The sequence below is a fragment of the Nocardia rhamnosiphila NBRC 108938 genome, assembly GCF_000720425.1.
Taxonomy (GTDB): domain Bacteria; phylum Actinomycetota; class Actinomycetes; order Mycobacteriales; family Mycobacteriaceae; genus Nocardia; species Nocardia rhamnosiphila.
In genome coordinates this window covers 326,741-343,815 of the sequence record NZ_JOAJ01000009.1, presented here as the reverse complement: position 1 = coordinate 343,815, position 17,075 = coordinate 326,741, and the positions used below count along the sequence as shown (strand labels likewise).

Below are 17,075 nucleotides of genomic sequence, written 5' to 3'. Positions count from 1 at the left end.
GCGGCGATGCTGTTCCCGGATGCTCGATTGGGTGGTCTGTCGGGGACAGGGACCATACTGCTTGCGTGCAACCGGGCAGTGTCGACAGCGAAGACCCCTCCCACGCCGATCACGAGCGGCGGGAGTCCGCCGCGCCCGCCGGGCGGATTTCCGCCGGTGCGGGCCGGCTCGCGTTCCTCGATGCCCGGGGTCTGATCGGCTGCCGGCACCGGCTCGGGATGGACGCCGCGCACCCGGAACTGCTCGCCGAAGTGCGAGAGGACACGGGGGTGCAGCAGCGGCGCGAGGCGGCACAGGCCCATCGCGAACGTGTCCGCGACACTCTGGTCGCGGCCGACCCCGGTGGCTGGGTGATCATCGACCCGGCGCTGCCGGCGAGCGCGCGTGCCGAGGCCACGCTGCGTGCCTGCGCGGCGGGCGCGTCCCGGATCTGGGGTGGGCTGCTGCCGCAGGAGCCCGATACCGGGCGTCGCGGCGGCGCCGAGATCCTGCTGCGCGACGAGCGCAACGGCGGCTATATCCCGGTCATCGTGGTCAACCACAAGGTGACCGATCCGCGCCGCCCGGATCCGGCCGAATTCCACCCGCTGACCTCGGATCTGTTCTCCTGGAACCCCGTTCCCGACCGCGCCCGCAAACTCCGCCAGCAACCCCGCGACCAGCAGCGGCTGGCCCATGTGTACCGGATGCTGGAGCGTCACGGGCTGGCGCCGGCCGCTCGGGTCGGCGGGGTCATCGGCTTCCATTTCGACCGGATCCTCGTCCACGACCTGACCGCGGTGCTCCCCGACTACGACAGCCGTTTCGCCGACCGGATCGCGGTGGTGCGCGGGCAGCTGGAAACCGTGCCGTCGAAGGTCCCGGAATGCCGCCAGTGTGTCTGGTGGAGCCGGGGCGCCGAGGGCGGGTGTCAGGCCTGGTTGAACGAGCATCGTGATGTGAGCGTGGTGGCGCCGGGTTCGCGCGCGGAGGTGCTGCGCGGGCACGGGGTGCGGACCATCGACGAACTGGCCGCCTGGTCCGGGCCCGAACCGGAGGACTGGCAGCACGGGCCGTTCGAGGAGGCCGTGGTCACCGCCCGGGCATGGCTGGTACAGGCACCGCTGGTGCGCCGGTTCGACCGGGTCTGGGTGCGCCGGGCCGATGTCGAGGTGGATGTCGATCTGGAGAGCTATCAGGAGGAGGGCGCCTACCTGTGGGGGACCCTGCTCGACGGGCGGTACCGGGCGTTCGTCACCTGGGATCCGCTACCCACCGAGGACGAGGGCCGTTCCTTCGGCGAGTTCTGGACCTGGCTGATGGAGATCAGGGCGCAGGCCCTGACCGCCGGGAAGACCTTCGCCGCGTACTGCTATTCGCGCAGCGCCGAGGACAAATGGCTCTACGAGTCGGCGCGGCGGTTCGCCGGGCGTCCCGGGGTGCCGACCGAAGCCCAGGTCACCGAGTTCGTCGATTCCATCCAATGGGTCGATATGTTCCAGGCGGTCACCGATCAGTTCATCTGCCCGAGCGGTAAAGGACTCAAGAAGATCGCACCCGTGGCCGGTTTCGCCTGGCGCGATCCCGAGGCGGGTGGGGAGGCGTCGATGAGCTGGTATCGGCGTGCGGTCGGCTACGACGCCGAGCCCGACCTCACCCAGCGCACCCGGCTGCTGGAGTACAACGAGGACGATGTCCGGGCCACCGCGGTCCTGCGTGAGTGGATGAACCCCCGGGTACCGCGGGAGCACAGCGCCGAACGTGAGGTGCCCGCGCTGAGCGACTTCGCCGCGCCGCCCGGAACACCGCCCGACCTGTGGACGAGTTCCGCGCAGGCTTGATTACCATTGTCCACCGTGACAGAGCACGTCGAACAACTCGAGTTCCAGGCCGAGACCCATCAGCTGCTCGAGCTGATGATCCACTCGGTCTACTCCAACAAAGACACGTTCCTGCGGGAGCTGATCTCGAACGCTTCCGACGCGCTGGACAAGCTGCGGCTGGAGTCCTACCGGGACAAGGATCTGCACGTAGACACCGACGACCTGCACATCGAGCTGGAGGTCGACGGGGATCAGCGGATCCTCACCGTCCGGGACAACGGCATCGGCATGTCCCGTGCCGAGGTGGTGGACCTGATCGGCACCCTCGCCAAATCCGGTACCGCCGAGGTGCGCCGGAAATTGAACGAGGCGAAATCCGAGGCCGCGGCCGGGGAGCTGATCGGCCAGTTCGGTATCGGCTTCTACTCGACCTTCATGGTCGCCGACAAGGTGGTGCTCACCAGCCGCCGGGCGGGGGAGACCACCGGCACCCGCTGGGAGTCGACCGCCGGTTCGGGCACCTACACCATCGAAACCCTCGACGAGGCCCCGCAGGGGACCGCCGTCACGCTGCACCTGAAGCCGGCGGACCCCGAGGATCATCTCTTCGACTACACCCAGGAACACAAGCTCCGCGAGATAGTCAAGAAGTACTCCGATTTCATCGCTTGGCCGATCCGGATGCAGGTCGAGCGCACGGTCACCGAGGGTGAGGGTGAGGAGAAGGAGGAGAAAACCGTCATCGAGGAGCAGACGCTCAACTCGATGAAGGCCCTCTGGACCCGCCCGCGCAGCGAGGTGTCCGAGGAGGAGTACCAGGAGTTCTACCGGCACGTCAGCCACGCCTGGGACGAGCCGCTGGAGATCATCCCGCTCAAGGCCGAGGGGACGTTCGAGTATCAGGCGCTGCTGTTCCTGCCCTCGCAGGCGCCGTTCGATCTGTTCACCCGCGAACACAAACGCGGTGTCCAGCTCTATGTGAAGCGCGTGTTCATCATGGACAACTGCGAAGAGCTGATGCCGGAGTACCTGCGTTTCGTCAAGGGTGTGGTCGACGCGCAGGACCTCTCGCTCAACGTGTCCCGGGAGATCCTGCAGCAGGACCGGCAGATCCAGATGATCCGCAAACGTCTGGTCAAGAAGGTGCTGAGCAGTGTCAAGGATCTGCAGGGCGCCGAGGACCAGGCGAAATACCGCACCTTCTGGCAGGAATTCGGCCGGGTGCTGAAGGAGGGCCTGCTCTCCGACTTCGACAACCGGGAAACCATCCTGGAGGTGTCGTCCTTCGCTTCCACGCACTCCGACACCGAGGCGACCACGCTGGCGCAGTACGTGGAACGGATGCCCGAAGGGCAGGACGCCATCTACTACATGACCGGCGAATCCCGCGAGCAGGTGGAGAAATCGCCGCATCTGGAGGCGTTCCGCGCCAAGGACCGCGAGGTGCTGATCCTCACCGATCCGGTGGACGAGATGTGGGTCGGGTCGGTCACCGACTTCGACGGTAAGCCCTTCCAGTCGATCGCCAAGGGCGAGGTCGATCTGGAGACCGAGGAGGAGAAGAAGGAATCCGAGGCCCTGCGTGAACAGCAGGACAAGGATTTCGCCGAGGTGCTGACCTGGCTGGGCAAGGCCCTCGAGGACAGCGTCAAGGAGGTCCGCCTCAGCTCGCGTCTGACCAGTTCGCCGGTCTGCCTGGTGGGCGATGTGTTCGATATGACGCCGATGCTGGAACGGATGTACCGGGCCTCGGGGCAGGAGCTGCCGCAGTTCAAGCGGATCCTCGAGCTCAACCCCACCCATCCGCTGGTGACCGGTCTGCGCGATGCCTACGACGCCCGCCGGGACGACGCCGACGCGGGTAAGGTTCCCGAGCTCACCGAGACCGCCGAACTCCTGTACGGCACGGCTGTGCTGGCCGAAGGCGGGGAACTGAAGGATCCGGCCAAATTCGCGCAGATCCTCGCCGACCGGCTGACGCGTACGCTCTGAGGGGTGCAGCCGGGCTTCTTTCGTCCGCGAACCGTCTACGGAAGTAGGCGAGCGCGGACGGCGGGCGCCCGGCCGTAGGGGAGACCGTGGCCGCTGCCGCGGTCTCCCGGTACGCGCTGAGGTATCGACGAGATCGGATACGACCGTGCCCGAAAACTTACTCGCCGCCGTGGATCCCTGGGATCTGGTCGCCGAGGACTATGCGGTGTCCACTATTTCGGTGATGCGCCCGTTCGCCGCCGCGGCAGTGCAACTGGCCGGCCTCGCCGGACATACGCCGCCCGCCCGTGTGGTCGATGTCGCGGCCGGTCCCGGCACGCTGAGCCTACTGGCCGCGGAGCACGCCGAGCGGGTGGACGCGATCGATTTCTCCGCGCCGATGATCGAGCAGCTCGAGCGCGCGGTGACAGCGGCCGGTGTGGGCAATGTGGTGGCGCGGATCGGTGACGGACAGGAATTGCCGTTCGCCGATGCCGAATTCGACGCGGCGTTCTCCATGTTCGGGCTGATGTTCTTCCCCGACCGTGCGCGCGGGTTCGCCGAACTGTTCCGGGTGCTGCGGCCCGGCGGGGTCGCGGTGGTATCGAGTTGGGCGCCGGCCGACCGGTCGACCTGGATGCAGATGTCGTGGCGCGCGCTGGGCTCCGCCGACCCGAGTATCCGTCCACCGGCATCCAACCTCGAAAGTTTGGAGAACCCCGAGGTATTCGAGCGTGAGCTGCGCGCGGCGGGGTTCGAACGGGTATCCGTGGTGCCCCATACCGTGGAGATGGTCTTCGCCGATGCCGACGCACTGCTCGCCCGGCTCACCCGCGGTATAGCGCCCCTGGAGTTGATGCGGCGCAGTATCGGTGACCGGGCGATGGCCGAGCGTATCGAGGCCATGCGCTCCTACCTGACCGAGCATTACCGGCCGGGCAGCCCGCTGACCACCACGGCATATCTCGGGGTCGGCTACCGGTAACGGTTGTGCGCCGCCGGGGCGTGCGGCGCGGGTCGGTCGGGCGACGCGTCGGGCGGTCACCGGATCGCTTCGGGCGCAAACGGTTTCGCATGGCCGTCAACCTGCGGTTTGTAACATGTCAAGGGATGTAGGCGATGCATCGTCCGGGATACGCGAATCGTGTTCCGGATAGGAGATCGATCATGTCGACCACCCGTGCGGCGCGCCGCGGATTGCGCCACACCTCGCTTCGGATCGCGTTGCTCGGCGCGCTGATCGCCGCACCCGCCCTGGTGGCCGTACCGGCGTCGGCGGAATCGGGTGCCGGCCCGATCACGACGCATTTCGCTCCCGTCTCCGAGGACTACGACACCTTCGGCTACGACAAGGACGGCTACGACAAGGACGGCTACGACCGGTTCGGTCGTGACCGCGGCGGCTACGACAAGGACGGGTTCGACCATTCCGGCTACGACCGCGACGGCTACGACGAGGACGGGCTCGACTTCTTCGGGCGCGATCGCGGCGGCTACGACGAGGACGGGCTCGACAGTTTCGGGCGTGACCGGGCCGGGTACGACCGCCACGGCTACGACCGGTGGGGTTACGATCGCCGCGGTTTCGATCGCGAGGGATACACGCGCGCGGGCTGCCGTGTCGACGGCAACGACCGGGAGTCGGCAGACCGTGCGGTCTGCGATGCATGGCGGGCGCGCCTGGCCGACCGGCAGCGTCCGCCGGCAGACCGGCAGCTCCCGCCGACCGGCAGCGCCGGCTGACCCGCATTCGGTACGCCGCACCCGGAACACGAACGCCCGCCGCCCCGGATCGCCGGGACAGCGGGCGTCGTTGTACGGCCCGAAGACTACCGCGGCGCCATGCGCAGCGCACCGTCCATGCGGATGGTCTCGCCGTTGAGGTAGTCGTGTTCGACGATGTACTGCGAGAGCTGCGCGTACTCGTCCGGCCGGCCCAGCCGGGACGGGAACGGCACACCGGCCTCGAGGCCCTGCCGGTATTCCTCGGTGACACCGGCCAGCATCGGGGTGTCGATGATGCCGGGGGCGATGGTGTTGACCCGGATACCGAACTGCGCGAGGTCACGCGCGGCCGGCACCGTCATACCGTGCACGCCGCCCTTGGACGCCGAGTACGCGATCTGGCCGATCTGGCCCTCGAACGCCGCCACCGACGCGGTGTTGATCACGACACCGCGCTGTCCTGCCTCGTCCACGGCGTCGGTCTTGGCGATGGCGTCGGCGGCCAGGCGCATCACGTTGAAGGTGCCGAGCAGGTTGACGGTGATGACCGTGCGGAACAGCTCCAGATCGTGCGGCCCGTTCTTGGACAGGATGCGCCCGGCCCAGCCGACCCCGGCGCAGTTGACCACGATACGCAGCGGCGTACCCGATTCGACCACCTTGGCGACAGCGGCGGCGACCTCGTCGTGGCTGGTGACATCGGCGGCGAGCAGGGTGACCCCGTCGGGGACATTGTCGCCGGCGCGCTCGATCGACTGCGGGACATCGAGCCCGAAGACGGTGGCGCCCAGATCGGCGAAACGCTTGGCAGTGGCGGCGCCCAGACCGGACGCGCCCCCGGTAACGATGGCGGCGGAACCCGAAATCTCCACGATGGTCCTCTCGTTCGTGACAAGCCAGTTGGCCTAACGTCAATTGCACCCTAACCGGTGCGTGCGGAGAGTTCGTGGACGGTCCCCTTGCGCTGATCGGCCAAATCGTACTCAGTAAAGAACCTAGGCCCGGCGCTGCGAGATCTCGGTGGTGGCGGCCTCGGTGGCGAGCCGGTCCGCGGCCGCACGGCGTGCCCGTAGCAGCCAGAGCGCCGGGGCTGCCACAGCCGGTACGAGCAGAGCGATACCGGCCGCGCCGACGAGCGCGAGGTCCGGGAATGTGGTGTTTATGCCGGTGAGCGCCCCGATGAACAGGAAGAGCAATCCCGACCCGAAGCCGATGGCGCGTTCGGGCAGGTGCTTGCCCACCAGGATGCCCGCGGCGATGGCCAGGGCATCGGCGGCGACCATGCCGATCGTCGAACCCAGCCAGACCGCCGCCCAGTTGTTGTCGGTGGCCAGCGCCGCGGTGGCGAACATGGTGCGGTCACCGAGTTCGGCCAGCAGGAAGGCCGAGAGCACGACCAGGAAGGGCGCCGTGGTGGCGAACCGTGACGGGGCCGGTTCCTCGTCGTCGTCCGCACCACTGATCAACTCGCGCAGTGTCCACAGACCCACGGCGAGGAATGTGATCGATGCCACCGCCGCGATGGCGGTGGTGGGCAGGGCCGCGCCCAGGAAATGCCCGATGGCGACCGAAATGACGTGCACCGCCGTGGTGGCGGTGGCAATTCCGCCGAGCACCACCCACCAGCGGTAGCGCAGGGCGAACGTCAGGGCCATGAGCTGGGACTTGTCACCCAATTCGGCCAGGAAAACGATGCCGATGGCGAGTCCGACGGTGGCGATCATCTGACGAATGCTCCCGATCCGCCGGCCGGAAACGGGTTCGCCTCCGGCCGACAACGAAATTGCTGTACGGCCGAAGGTCTCGCCCACCGGAAGGACCGGTTCACACGACCGGACCCACCGACGTGCGGCGGGTCAGTATGTCGACCGCGTGATTGGGGGCTACTCCCCTTCGCTGTCGGCAACTCTACCGCACCCACTCCGGTGTCGCAATTACGCAACGGCGAAAAATGGCTTCTGACAATAAGTTTGGTTAAGGTAGCGACATAGTTAGGGGGCCCTGATAACCGTTGTCCGGCCGTCCGGAACGGATTGATGGCATCGCTGCAGCAAACAGATCGCAAGCCCTGAACCGCGGCATGTGGGGTCCGCGACGACCGCACCGATGGCGGAAGCGTCCTTATGAGTCGTGTAAGCCCCACCGGCCGCTGAACAGCCGGATCACCGGAAGAAACGATGCCGCGAGACCGGACGGACGCCTGACGGAACCGGTCGATCGGTAAACTACCGACCAACGAGAGGACCACTCCAGATGTCGATCGAGAACCGCCTTGCTGTCCTGGAGGCCCAAGTGGTGCAGATCATCAACGAGCGGGATCGGGAGCCGGAATCGGTCCGGGCCCTGCGAGCTCGGATCGACAGCAATCACAATGCGGTCCTGGGCGAACTCGGCAGTCTGCACGCGGATGTCCAGGATCTTCGGACCGGCCAGGCTCGGCTCGAGGCCGGGCAGACGAAGCTGCGTGGCGATGTCCAGGAGTTGCGTGGCGGTGTCCAGGAGTTGCGTGGCGGTGTCCAGGAGTTGCGTGGCGGTGTCCAGGAGTTGCGTGGCGATGTGCAGGAGTTGCGTGGCGGTGTCCAGGAGTTGCGTGGCGATGTGCAGGAGTTGCGCAGCGGTCAGCAAGCCGTCATGGACAGGCTCGCGGAGATCTTGGCGAAACTGAAGTAACCAGCGGATCGTCGTCTCTCCGGGAGCGGGCGACGGCATCAATGCGAGCCCGGCGCTCTACCGGGCTCGACACCCGGCTCAGGCGGCCAGCAGCATGGCCAGCACGGCGGTATCGGGGTCGCTGATCGGGTCCAGGCCGACCCGGCTCACCAGTGAGGTGACGGTACCGTCCGCTTCCGCCTCGGCCCAGGCCGCGCGGTGTTCGAGGCCCAGGTGGGGCAGGCCCGGCAGCAGTACACACCCGGAGGCGGCGCCGGTGCACTCCGGCAGGGACGGATTGGTCTCCGCCGGCGGGTGCAGCATGAACAGGGCGGGCGGAATATGCTCGGCGAACCGGCCGGGCCGCACGCCGTCCTCGCCGAGGACCGGGCCCTCGGCGATCACCAGGCCGACGGTATCCGGCTCCGGCTCGTCGGGTAGTTCCTCGCGGACCCCGAAAACGGTCGAGGTGGTCAGCAGGCCGGGCATGGACGCCACCCGTACGGCGAGTACCAGCAGCTGCGACCACTCTTTGGTGGTGTCGGGCCAGCGTCCGGAGATGACGAACCCGCGCAGCGTGCCACCGGCGTGGAACGGCGTGACGCCGATCGGACTGTTGCTGCGCATGAGGCCTCCCGTGCGTAACCGGGGGCGGCTTTGCCCGTCCTCGAACTATCGTGGAAGAAGAGGATCGCGCAGAAGGTATCTGGCACACAAGTACCAGAGAGTGCCAATTCGGGCAGAAAAGGCAAAAGACCCGCAGGCTCGGCGGCCCGCGGGTCCTTCGCGAAAGCGATCACTCAGCCGAAGATGAGGCCCTGCGCCTGGCTGGTGGCCTTGGCGAAGCGCTCCTGGACGTCGGCCCAGTTGACCACGTTCCAGAAGGCCTTCACATAGTCGGCCTTGACGTTCTTGTACTGCAGGTAGAAGGCGTGCTCCCACATATCGACCTGCAGCAGCGGAATGATGCCGAGCGGGACATTGGCCTGCTGGTCGTAGAGCTGGAAGGTCAGCAGCTTCTGGCCCAGGGTGTCGTAACCGAGCACCGCCCAGCCCGAACCCTGCAGTCCGTTGGCGGCAGCGGTGAACTGCGCCCGGAACTTGTCGAAGGAGCCGAACTGGTCGTCGATGGCAGCGGCCAGCTCACCGGTCGGCTTGTCGCCACCATTGGGGGAGAGGTTCTTCCACCAGATGGAGTGGTTGACATGGCCACCGAGGTGGAAGGCGAGGTTCTTCTCGTGCAAGAAGATGGCGCCGTGATCATCGGCTTCGCGCGCGGCTTCGAGCTTCTCCAGCGCGGTGTTCACTCCGGCGACATAGGTCGCGTGGTGCTTGGAGTGGTGAATCTCGTTGATCTGCCCGGAGATATGCGGCTCCAGGGCGCCGTAGTCGTAATCCAGATCTGGCAGCGTGTACTCAGCCACGAATGTCCCTTCCTTGTCGGGTCGAGTGCGTCCTGTACGGGATGCTCCCGACCATTCGTACACCCGATCGGTCCAACTCGCCCCGACGCCCCACCATTCCACATCGGGTCGCAACCGACCATTCGAGATCGAATGGGCCCATGCCGCACGGCCCGGTGAAACCTGTTCCGGAGCGGTACGAGGTCGACTCTCGTACCCGCGCCGAGCCCCGCGGCGAAGCGTCGCGCCCGCCCACTGTTGCTCCGGCGCCGCACGGCACGGTGTCCGGCCGATGCGCAGCTCGGACAGCGCCGGGACCCGGTGCTACAGCGGGGGCGCGATACCGGGATGGGTGGCCCGGGGATCACCTTTGGCATGTGCGACCCACCAGCGTTCGGACCCGGCGACCAGCTCCGGCAGTGGCACGGGCCGGCCGCCGGTGGTCTGTGCGGTGACGGTGTCGAACCACACCCGGATATCGAGGGCCCGGGGATCGATGCCCTCCTCCTGGGAGAACTCCAGAACGTGCCGGGAGATCCCGGTGTCGATGGTGGTGTCGAAACTGAGCAGCTCGCTCCACAGGGTCCAGCCGCTGTCGTCCAGATCGACGAATTCCCAGCCGTGCAGGCGGCTACCGCCGAAGCTCGCGACGGCAGCGGGTAGTCCCGGCAGCTCCAGCGGCATAACCCGCGGTTCCAGGTCGTCCCACCGCTGTATCCGCAACGATGCGGCAATCCTGGTGACTCCCTTGAACACCAGCCGCACCCGCCGGCAACCGTTACCCGATTCCGGGTGTTCTTCCGATATGCCGGAAATTTGCTCCGGTAGGCTCAGTACCTCTAGGTCGAGCTCCAGTCGCTGGGCCTCGGAATCTATTTCCAATCCCAGACATCCGGCCTCCGACAGCGCCTTGTCGAGGCCGGCCGCGTCCAATTCGTCGAGTAACCCCCTGGTCGATGTCATGGCGACAGGTTACCGAGGTCATGGCCGGGAACAGGGGATTTCGCCGATTTCCGGTTCCGGTGGAACCGATCCGGGCTTCCCCGCGTCCAACTCGGTATCGGGTCACGCAACGGCGCGTGACCCGATCGAGTGGCCGGGCGGCCGCTCCGGGATTTTTGGAGGGGAGTACCGGATCGGCCGTACGGTGGCACCGTTATCGCAGGTCACAGGGCATCTGGTGAGCTACCTGGGATATTGGTGCGCTGAATAATAGCTGATACCAGCGTCTTTCGTGGTGGGTTATGCGCATAACTCATGAAAAGCCGTCGGCGTCGGACCGCCGTGGGGTGGATTTCGAGAGGATGGGTGGCAGCCGGCGAATATGTCGCATCGTCCGGCGTGTCGGCGTGCGTGACGTCCGGCCGATCGGCTCCGGGCGCGCAGGTACGAACCGGGCGCCCGCTCCCACGAGAGCCGGGCAGCCTCGGAGGTGGTTATGGCAGGATCAAGGGGGTGACGAGCTTCGGAGTCCCGTCGGTACCGGTCGAGGCCGTACCCACTGAATTCGACCATCCGCCCGGGGAGGCGGCTACCGCCGTCCTGCTCGATGTGCGCGAAGACGACGAATGGCAGCTCGGCCACGCACCCGGCGCCGTGCACATCCCGCTCGCCGATGTGCCCGCACGCTATGGCGAACTGGACCCCGACGCCGATCTGTACGTGGTCTGCCGACAGGGCGGTCGTTCGCTGGAGGCCGTGAAGTTCCTCGCGAATGTGGGGTACGAAGCGGTGAACGTGGCAGGCGGGATGGTGGCCTGGCAGCAGACCGGTCGTCCACTGACCGCCGAGGGTGCCGAGCCCGCGAAGATCTACTGACGAAAAGCGAGGTGCGCGGTGAGTACGGTGGTGCAGCCATGTGCCCGCTGCGGTACACGCTGGGCGGTGCAGGGTCCGCCGATGCACTGGTGCCCGCGCTGCCGCGGGGTACTCCTCTCACCGGGGCCGATCGATGCCCCGCCGGAACGCCGTAACTACCGCTGGGTCGCCCGCCGGCCCGGCCGGGCCGGACACCCGTCCCGGGACGCGGCCACCGGCCGTCCGAGCACCGGGACCCCGCACTACACGGTGATCCCGCGCTGGGGTCTGCGGGATCGGCCCGCCCCGGAGCGTGAAGCGGACCGGCACCACCCCCGTCCGCTCAGCACACTGACCCGCTGGACGCACGCCGCCCTCTTCGCCACGGCCGTACTGTTCGCGGTATCCGCCGTGGCCGAATCGGTGCGCTATCTGATCCTGCTGCGCAACCGCACCCGCCTCATCGAACCGCCGCTACTGTGGTTCTCCGACGCCTTGGTGAACACCGCGGCGCTGTTCGCGCTGATCATGGCGCTCGTCGCCGCGGTGGCCACGCTCGGATGGCTGATCGAGGTCCGGCGCGCTGCCTTCGCGGCGGCCGGTCGCCGCGACCCCCGCTCGCCGCGCATGCTCGCGCTGGGCTGTCTGATCCCGGTCGTCAATCTGGTCTGGCCCGGCGTGTTCCTCACCGAGGTGGTGTCCGGCCGTACCGACCCGCGGGCCCGAATCGCGATCCGCGTCTGGTGGGCGGCCTGGGTGTTCGGTGGGCTGGTCACCGTCGCGGCGCTGTACTGGCGGACCGCGGACTCGCTGCAGGCGAAGGCCGACGGTGTGCTCTTCACCGCATTCACCGACGCGGTGGCCGCCGCCGTCGCGGTGCTGACGCTGTGGGTTGTGCGCACGCTGGAGGGCCGCGACCTGCGTGGTCGCAGCCGGCTCGCCCAGCGCTGGGTGATCGCCGTCGACCCGGCGACACCGTTGATCGAACCGGTGCACCCGGGGACGACCGCTACGGTGAGCACCGCGGCGGACGCCGACAGCGCCGATTCCCCCGACGGCGCCGACCGAGCACCACAGGAGGTTGTGGCCAAGTGAGCGAGGGCACTGACCAGTCGGTTCAGAACGGCCGTGCGCCGTTCGTGGTCGCGCACCGAGGTGCCTCGGCGGCGCGCCCCGAGCACACCCTGGCGGCCTATGAACTGGCCTTGGAAGAGGGCGCCGACGGGGTGGAATGCGACGTCCGGCTCACCCGCGACGGACATCTGGTGTGCGTGCACGACCGCACGGTGGACCGCACCTCCAGCGGCAGCGGCCTGGTCAGCGAGCTGACGCTGGCCGAACTGAAGGATCTCGATTTCGGTGACGGCGCCCCGGCCGGGGTCCTCACCCTCAGTGAGCTGATCGGGCTGGTGCTGGATTGGCGCAGCCGGCCGACGAAACTGTTCATCGAGACCAAACACCCGGTCCGGTACGGCTCCCTGGTGGAGAGCAAGGTGCTGGCGGAACTGCAGCGCTTCGGGATCGCCACCCCGGCCTCGGCGGCCCATTCCCGTGCGGTGGTGATGTCGTTCGCCGCCACCGCGGTCTGGCGGATCCGCCGCGCGGCGCCGCTGTTGCCCACTGTGCTGCTGGGCGAATCATCGCGCTACCTGGGTGGCAGTGCGGCGACGACCGTCGGGGCGACCGCGGTGGGTCCCTCGGTGAAAACCCTGCGCGAACACCCGGATCTGGTCGACAAGGCGGCTGCGGCGGGCCGCGCCACCTACTGCTGGACGGTCGACGAACCCGACGATATGCAGTTGTGCGCGGACCTCGGCGTGAGTTGGGTGGCGACCAATCATCCCGGTCGCGCGAAAGCCGTGCTGGCCAACAGCTGAAGGGTGTGGCCTGCGGCTGATCCGGCGTGGTGCCGTGTAGTTTGACCAGCCGTGGGTAAGAGCAAACGCAATAGTCCGAAACCCGGCGGCAACCGGGCCCAGCGTCTGGCCGAACGCCGGGCGGCGTTGCAGGAGAACGAACAGGCCGTGGCCCGGCCGTTCCAGGGCTTGGCCGCCGAATGCGATCTGGTCGCGCTGCGGGAGTTCGTGCCGTCGGCGACTGCCGAGCTGAAGTTGGCCGACGGCGTCGCCGCCGAACGTGCCGTGGTGCTGGCAACTGTGCTGCCGGGCGCGGTCTCCGCGCTGGTGCGGGCCGGGGACGCGCCCACCGGTTACGTCGGTGTGCAGGTGCAGACGCCGAGTTCGGATCCGGCCGCCGATATCGCCGCCTCCATCCTGTGGACCCAGTCGGCAGATCCGGGCGATTCGCTGGCAGTGGCGCACGCCGCGCCCGGCGGGCCCACGCTGGCCGATGTGCTGGTGGCCGACGCCGCGCTCGAATTGACCGTGCACCAGGACTTCGACTGGTGGGTGCCCGAGGGTGTGCAGCCCGATCCGCAGATCGCCGCGACCATCGAACAGGCGAAACAGGCCATCATGCCGTCGGATCGGCTGGATCTCGGAGCGGACGCGATCGGGGCCCCCTGGTGGGTCGACGCCGGGGACAAAGCCCACCTGCGCTGGGTACGACCGGAATCCGAGGACGACCTGATGCTGGCACTGGCCCGGTTGCACGCCGCGGGCGGATTGCATCTCGGGGAGGGCTCGCGGTTCGCGGGGTCTTTCCGCACCCATGGCCTGCTGGTGCCGGTGTTCGACCTCGACCCGGACCGGCATGTCAGCGAATGGCGCTCCCCGGCAGCGGAGTTCGGGGCCCGGCTGACCGACGCGCTCGCGGTGGAAACCCCCCTGACCTCGGAGCAACGGCGCTCTCGGGACGGGCTGCGGTCACGGCAGGTCACCCTCCGCTGAATAAACCGGAATATTTTTAGAAAAACTCTTCTTTCCGGCGGCGATCTCGGCTAGGTTTCAGAGGTCGCCGTTTCTGGAACCCCCCGGCGACGCAACGTCAGCCGACACAACGACCCGGCGCCGGCTGACGTAACGGAGCATCGGCCGCCCGACCTCGGCGCAGTGGGCCGGGACGGCCGATGCTCCAATCATCACCCGGGGCCGACATCGGCCCGCCGCGGTTCCGTACTCACGGAACTCATCGGCGGGTGGACGCGGGCCGTTACCGATCAGACATGGCCTCCGGCGGCCGACGGCGCACCCGAAACCTTCGACGGGTCATCGCTCATCTCACGCGCGATGAACTCCTCGAGATCGAACAGGTTCGAACCCGCCCGGTCGGCGACGGTGAGCAGGGTGGTCATCTTCGCCACTTCCTCCACCTGCTCCTTGAGGAACCACTGCATGAACTGCTCGCCCAGATAGTCGCCCTCCTCGCGGGCCGTACTGGCCAGCTGGACGATCTGATCCGTGACGGTCTTCTCCTGGTCGAGCGCCATGGCGATCGGCTCCCGGGCGTTCTCGAAATGCGATTTCGCCGCATCGATGCCCGTGAGGTCGACACTGATGTCCCGATCCAAGAAGTACTGGACGATCATCATCGCGTGATTCCGTTCCTCCACGGCTTGCGCGTAGAAGCGCTTGGCGAGCTGCGGAAGGTCGGCATTGTCGTACCACACCGCGATGGCGATGTACTGGTGCTCGGCATTGAACTCGTGTCGAATTTGGTCGTGTAGGAGGCCATGGAATTTGCTGCGGGGACTCTCCGGATGATTGGACATGCCTTGACATTAACGCCGAAAAGTAAGGCTGTCATCCAAGTGCAGCCTTATTGAGGATAGTGTTGCCTTATGGAATTGAGGATAGTGTGCCTTATCGATTACGGCTCGCTCCAGCAATTTTCGGCACGGATTGATTCACCACAGGAACCGTCGAACGCAGCTCCCGGGCCACGAACTCTTCCACGTCGAGAAGGTTTCCGGCCGCGCGATCCGTCACAGCCAAGAGTGTAGACATACCGGCCACGTCCTGTTGTTGGCATTCGAGCAACCAACTCATGAATTGCTCTCCCAGATAGTCGGACCATTCCCGGGCCAAATGCGCCAACTCGGTCACCTGATCGGTCGTCGTCTCCTCCCTGGCCAGCAGGAAAGCTATTGCCGCGCGCGGCGATTCGAAAGTCTGTCGCACTTCCGCCAAACCCCCGACCGTGATCTCCAGATCCCGGTCGATCAGGTACTGCACAATTCGCAGCGCATGTCCGCGATGCTGCTCGGAACGCACATAACAATGACCGGCCAATTGTGGTAACCGCTGGATATCGAAGTACACCGCGGCCGCCAGATACTGCTGCCGTTTCGGCCTCGAGACTCGAGCTTCGCTCATGCGCTTTCGAGGCCGAAACGGCGAGACGGGCCTCAACCCTTCGAGGTGTCTCGTAAAACTCGACGCTGCGGGTTGCGTCGGCATTCGATGTCTCTGCGGGTGGCCGGGCGCGGAGGGGCGGGCGAACAACCTTTCGCTTCGGCGAGAAGATTCTTCGGTGCGCGGGCGCCTATTCGCCGGCCAGGTCCGCGGGGATCGGGTCGCCGTCGGCCAGGGCTTCGAAGAAGCGGCTTGCGTCGGGGTCGGCCCAGAGGAGGACGTTTCCGCTGTCGGTATCGGCGAAACCGCCGACCGGGACCGTGGTGGCGAGGGTGTCGCCGCGCAGTGCCCACGCGAGGCGGGCCAGGTCCCAGATGTGGTCGTTCTTGTCCACGGTCAGTGAATCGGCGGTGTCGCCGGCCATCGGCCACAGGGCGAAGGGGTTGACCAGGGTGGCGGGACTGGTCGCCTTCTCCAGCAGGGCCGACAGGAACAGCCGCTGGTTGTTCATCCGGTCGATATCGGCGAGGGCGGTGGCGCGGCTGCGGACGAAACCGAGGGCCTGCGGGCCGTTCAGTTCCTGACAGCCGGCCGGGAGGTCGATACCGGCCAGGGGGTCGTTGATGGCCTGCGGCACGCAGACGTCGATACCGCCCAGCGCGTCCACGACGCCGGCGAAACCGGCGAAACCGATCTCCGCGTAGTGGTCGATATGCAGCCCGGTCGCGATCTCCACTGTTTCGGCCAGCAGCGGTGCGCCGCCGAAGGCGAACGAGGCATTCAACTTGTCCTGGCCGTAACCCGGAATATCGACATAGGAGTCGCGGGGCAGGCTCACCAGCGTGGTGCGGCCCGAGGGCGGGACGTGCACCAGGATGATCGTGTCGGTGCGCGGATCGCCGACCTCGCCGCCGGTGGCCAGACCGCTGGTCTGCTCCTCGGAGAGTCCGGCCCGGCTGTCCGAGCCGACAAGCAGCCAGTTGGTGCCGGCGGTGTTGCCCACCCGGTCCTCGTAGTCGGTGAGCGCGTCGATGCGGGTGAGCGAACCGTCGAGCTTCACGACCCCGTAGACGAGCAGGGCCAGCAGAGTCAGCAGGATTGCCAGGAACCAGCGGCCGATATGGCGTTTACGGCGCGGACGCCGGGGCGGGGGCGCTGCCGGGCGGCGGCCCGGTGGGTTCCCCGTCGGCGGCGGCCGGCGGCGGCCGTCGCGGTACGGGACCGGGCGCTGGGTAGGGGCGTGGTCACCTTCGCGGTACGGCACCGGACGTTGCGTCGGGGGTTTGCCGCCGCGGCCCGGCGCGGGTGGCCGGGCAGGGGGAGCGTTACGACCTTGCGGAGTCTGTGACCAGGCCCGGGGTGGTTCGTAGCGTTCGGTGGGGCGGCCCGGCTGTCCCGGGCCGGGATTACGGCGCATGACCTGCGGTGGTTCTACCGGTGGACGACCACCCGGCGGAGGTGGGGGCCGGCGCGCG

At 67.4% G+C, this 17,075-nt stretch carries 17 protein-coding genes; 9 read left to right on the top strand and 8 right to left on the bottom strand.

The annotated features are described in order from the left end of the window. Window positions 1-146: 146 nt before the first annotated feature. The 4 genes from IG75_RS0128305 to IG75_RS37570 all read left to right on the top strand — a co-directional run bounded on the left by IG75_RS0128305 (window position 147) and on the right by IG75_RS37570 (window position 5,516). Window positions 147-1,820 carry a TM0106 family RecB-like putative nuclease gene (locus IG75_RS0128305; protein ID WP_051715061.1) on the top strand — a complete coding sequence of 558 codons (1,674 nt, stop codon included), beginning with the start codon at window positions 147-149 and terminating at the stop codon, window positions 1,818-1,820. Window positions 1,821-1,835: 15 nt separating this feature from the next. Continuing rightward, window positions 1,836-3,794, top strand: a complete 1,959-nt coding sequence (gene htpG / locus IG75_RS0128300) for a molecular chaperone HtpG (protein ID WP_030524395.1) — start codon at window positions 1,836-1,838, stop codon at window positions 3,792-3,794. Window positions 3,795-3,939: 145 nt separating this feature from the next. After that, window positions 3,940-4,758 carry a class I SAM-dependent methyltransferase gene (locus IG75_RS0128295; protein ID WP_030524394.1) on the top strand — a complete coding sequence of 273 codons (819 nt, stop codon included), beginning with the start codon at window positions 3,940-3,942 and terminating at the stop codon, window positions 4,756-4,758. Window positions 4,759-4,940: 182 nt separating this feature from the next. Continuing rightward, window positions 4,941-5,516: a hypothetical protein gene (locus IG75_RS37570; protein ID WP_051714984.1), complete on the top strand. Its 576-nt coding sequence runs from the start codon at window positions 4,941-4,943 to the stop codon at window positions 5,514-5,516. A gap of 86 nt (window positions 5,517-5,602) precedes the next feature. Here the strand turns inward: IG75_RS37570 and IG75_RS0128285 are convergent, their stop codons facing one another. Then, on the bottom strand, window positions 5,603-6,370 hold the full coding sequence (locus tag IG75_RS0128285; protein WP_030524392.1) for an SDR family NAD(P)-dependent oxidoreductase: 768 nt from the start codon (window positions 6,368-6,370) through the stop codon (window positions 5,603-5,605). A 123-nt stretch (window positions 6,371-6,493) separates the two neighbouring features. Continuing rightward, complete coding sequence (locus IG75_RS0128280) at window positions 6,494-7,222, bottom strand: TMEM165/GDT1 family protein (RefSeq protein WP_051714983.1); 729 nt, start codon at window positions 7,220-7,222, stop codon at window positions 6,494-6,496. A gap of 529 nt (window positions 7,223-7,751) precedes the next feature. On the opposite strand from IG75_RS0128280, the gene IG75_RS0128275 reads away from it, so the two are divergent. Further along, on the top strand, window positions 7,752-8,168 hold the full coding sequence (locus IG75_RS0128275; RefSeq protein WP_051714982.1) for a hypothetical protein: 417 nt from the start codon (window positions 7,752-7,754) through the stop codon (window positions 8,166-8,168). A gap of 78 nt (window positions 8,169-8,246) precedes the next feature. Here IG75_RS0128275 and IG75_RS0128270 read toward each other — a convergent pair whose 3' ends face one another. The 3 genes from IG75_RS0128270 to IG75_RS0128260 all read right to left on the bottom strand — a co-directional run bounded on the left by IG75_RS0128270 (window position 8,247) and on the right by IG75_RS0128260 (window position 10,513). Further along, a complete protein-coding gene (locus IG75_RS0128270; RefSeq protein ID WP_030524389.1) occupies window positions 8,247-8,774 on the bottom strand; it encodes a hypothetical protein in 528 nt (175 codons plus the stop codon). Window positions 8,775-8,947: 173 nt separating this feature from the next. Next, window positions 8,948-9,571, bottom strand: coding sequence for a superoxide dismutase (locus IG75_RS0128265; RefSeq protein ID WP_030524388.1), 624 nt, complete (start codon window positions 9,569-9,571; stop codon window positions 8,948-8,950). A 303-nt stretch (window positions 9,572-9,874) separates the two neighbouring features. Beyond that, complete coding sequence (locus IG75_RS0128260; RefSeq protein WP_030524387.1) at window positions 9,875-10,513, bottom strand: hypothetical protein; 639 nt, start codon at window positions 10,511-10,513, stop codon at window positions 9,875-9,877. 492 nt (window positions 10,514-11,005) lie between these two features. Between IG75_RS0128260 and IG75_RS40440 the strand changes: the two genes are divergently transcribed. From IG75_RS40440 to IG75_RS0128240, 4 genes are read left to right on the top strand one after another with little or no spacing between them, the layout of a single operon-like run. Beyond that, the gene (locus tag IG75_RS40440) at window positions 11,006-11,368 is read left to right on the top strand and encodes a rhodanese-like domain-containing protein (protein ID WP_030524386.1); all 363 of its coding nucleotides are present in this window, start codon (window positions 11,006-11,008) and stop codon (window positions 11,366-11,368) included. Between the two features lie 18 nt (window positions 11,369-11,386). Beyond that, complete coding sequence (locus IG75_RS0128250; RefSeq protein WP_030524385.1) at window positions 11,387-12,442, top strand: DUF4328 domain-containing protein; 1,056 nt, start codon at window positions 11,387-11,389, stop codon at window positions 12,440-12,442. Beyond that, the gene (locus IG75_RS0128245) at window positions 12,439-13,224 is read left to right on the top strand and encodes a glycerophosphodiester phosphodiesterase (protein ID WP_051714981.1); all 786 of its coding nucleotides are present in this window, start codon (window positions 12,439-12,441) and stop codon (window positions 13,222-13,224) included. Before IG75_RS0128250 ends, IG75_RS0128245 begins: the two co-directional genes overlap by 4 nt. A 51-nt stretch (window positions 13,225-13,275) precedes the next feature. Further along, a complete protein-coding gene (locus IG75_RS0128240; protein WP_030524383.1) occupies window positions 13,276-14,196 on the top strand; it encodes a DUF5926 family protein in 921 nt (306 codons plus the stop codon). A gap of 269 nt (window positions 14,197-14,465) precedes the next feature. Here IG75_RS0128240 and IG75_RS0128235 read toward each other — a convergent pair whose 3' ends face one another. The 3 genes from IG75_RS0128235 to IG75_RS0128225 all read right to left on the bottom strand — a co-directional run bounded on the left by IG75_RS0128235 (window position 14,466) and on the right by IG75_RS0128225 (window position 17,017). After that, window positions 14,466-15,017: a ferritin gene (locus IG75_RS0128235; RefSeq protein WP_030524382.1), complete on the bottom strand. Its 552-nt coding sequence runs from the start codon at window positions 15,015-15,017 to the stop codon at window positions 14,466-14,468. Between the two features lie 91 nt (window positions 15,018-15,108). Beyond that, window positions 15,109-15,621, bottom strand: a complete 513-nt coding sequence (locus IG75_RS0128230) for a ferritin (protein ID WP_036544085.1) — start codon at window positions 15,619-15,621, stop codon at window positions 15,109-15,111. 169 nt (window positions 15,622-15,790) lie between these two features. Next, entirely contained in the window at window positions 15,791-17,017 is a 1,227-nt protein-coding gene (locus tag IG75_RS0128225; RefSeq protein ID WP_245713245.1) for an LCP family protein, read from the bottom strand. Window positions 17,018-17,075 lie beyond the last annotated feature (58 nt).

Bases quoted from the DNA above. Each gene is read 5' to 3' on its own strand.
- IG75_RS0128260 (WP_030524387.1), bottom strand. From the start codon at position 10,513: ATGACATCGACCAGGGGGTTACTCGACGAATTGGACGCGGCCGGCCTC.
- IG75_RS37570 (WP_051714984.1), top strand. From the start codon at position 4,941: ATGTCGACCACCCGTGCGGCGCGCCGCGGATTGCGCCACACCTCGCTT.
- IG75_RS0128230 (WP_036544085.1), bottom strand. From the start codon at position 15,621: ATGAGCGAAGCTCGAGTCTCGAGGCCGAAACGGCAGCAGTATCTGGCG.
- IG75_RS0128280 (WP_051714983.1), bottom strand. From the start codon at position 7,222: ATGATCGCCACCGTCGGACTCGCCATCGGCATCGTTTTCCTGGCCGAA.
- IG75_RS0128275 (WP_051714982.1), top strand. From the start codon at position 7,752: ATGTCGATCGAGAACCGCCTTGCTGTCCTGGAGGCCCAAGTGGTGCAG.
- IG75_RS0128225 (WP_245713245.1), bottom strand. From the start codon at position 17,017: ATGCGCCGTAATCCCGGCCCGGGACAGCCGGGCCGCCCCACCGAACGC.
- IG75_RS0128235 (WP_030524382.1), bottom strand. From the start codon at position 15,017: ATGTCCAATCATCCGGAGAGTCCCCGCAGCAAATTCCATGGCCTCCTA.
- IG75_RS0128270 (WP_030524389.1), bottom strand. From the start codon at position 8,774: ATGCGCAGCAACAGTCCGATCGGCGTCACGCCGTTCCACGCCGGTGGC.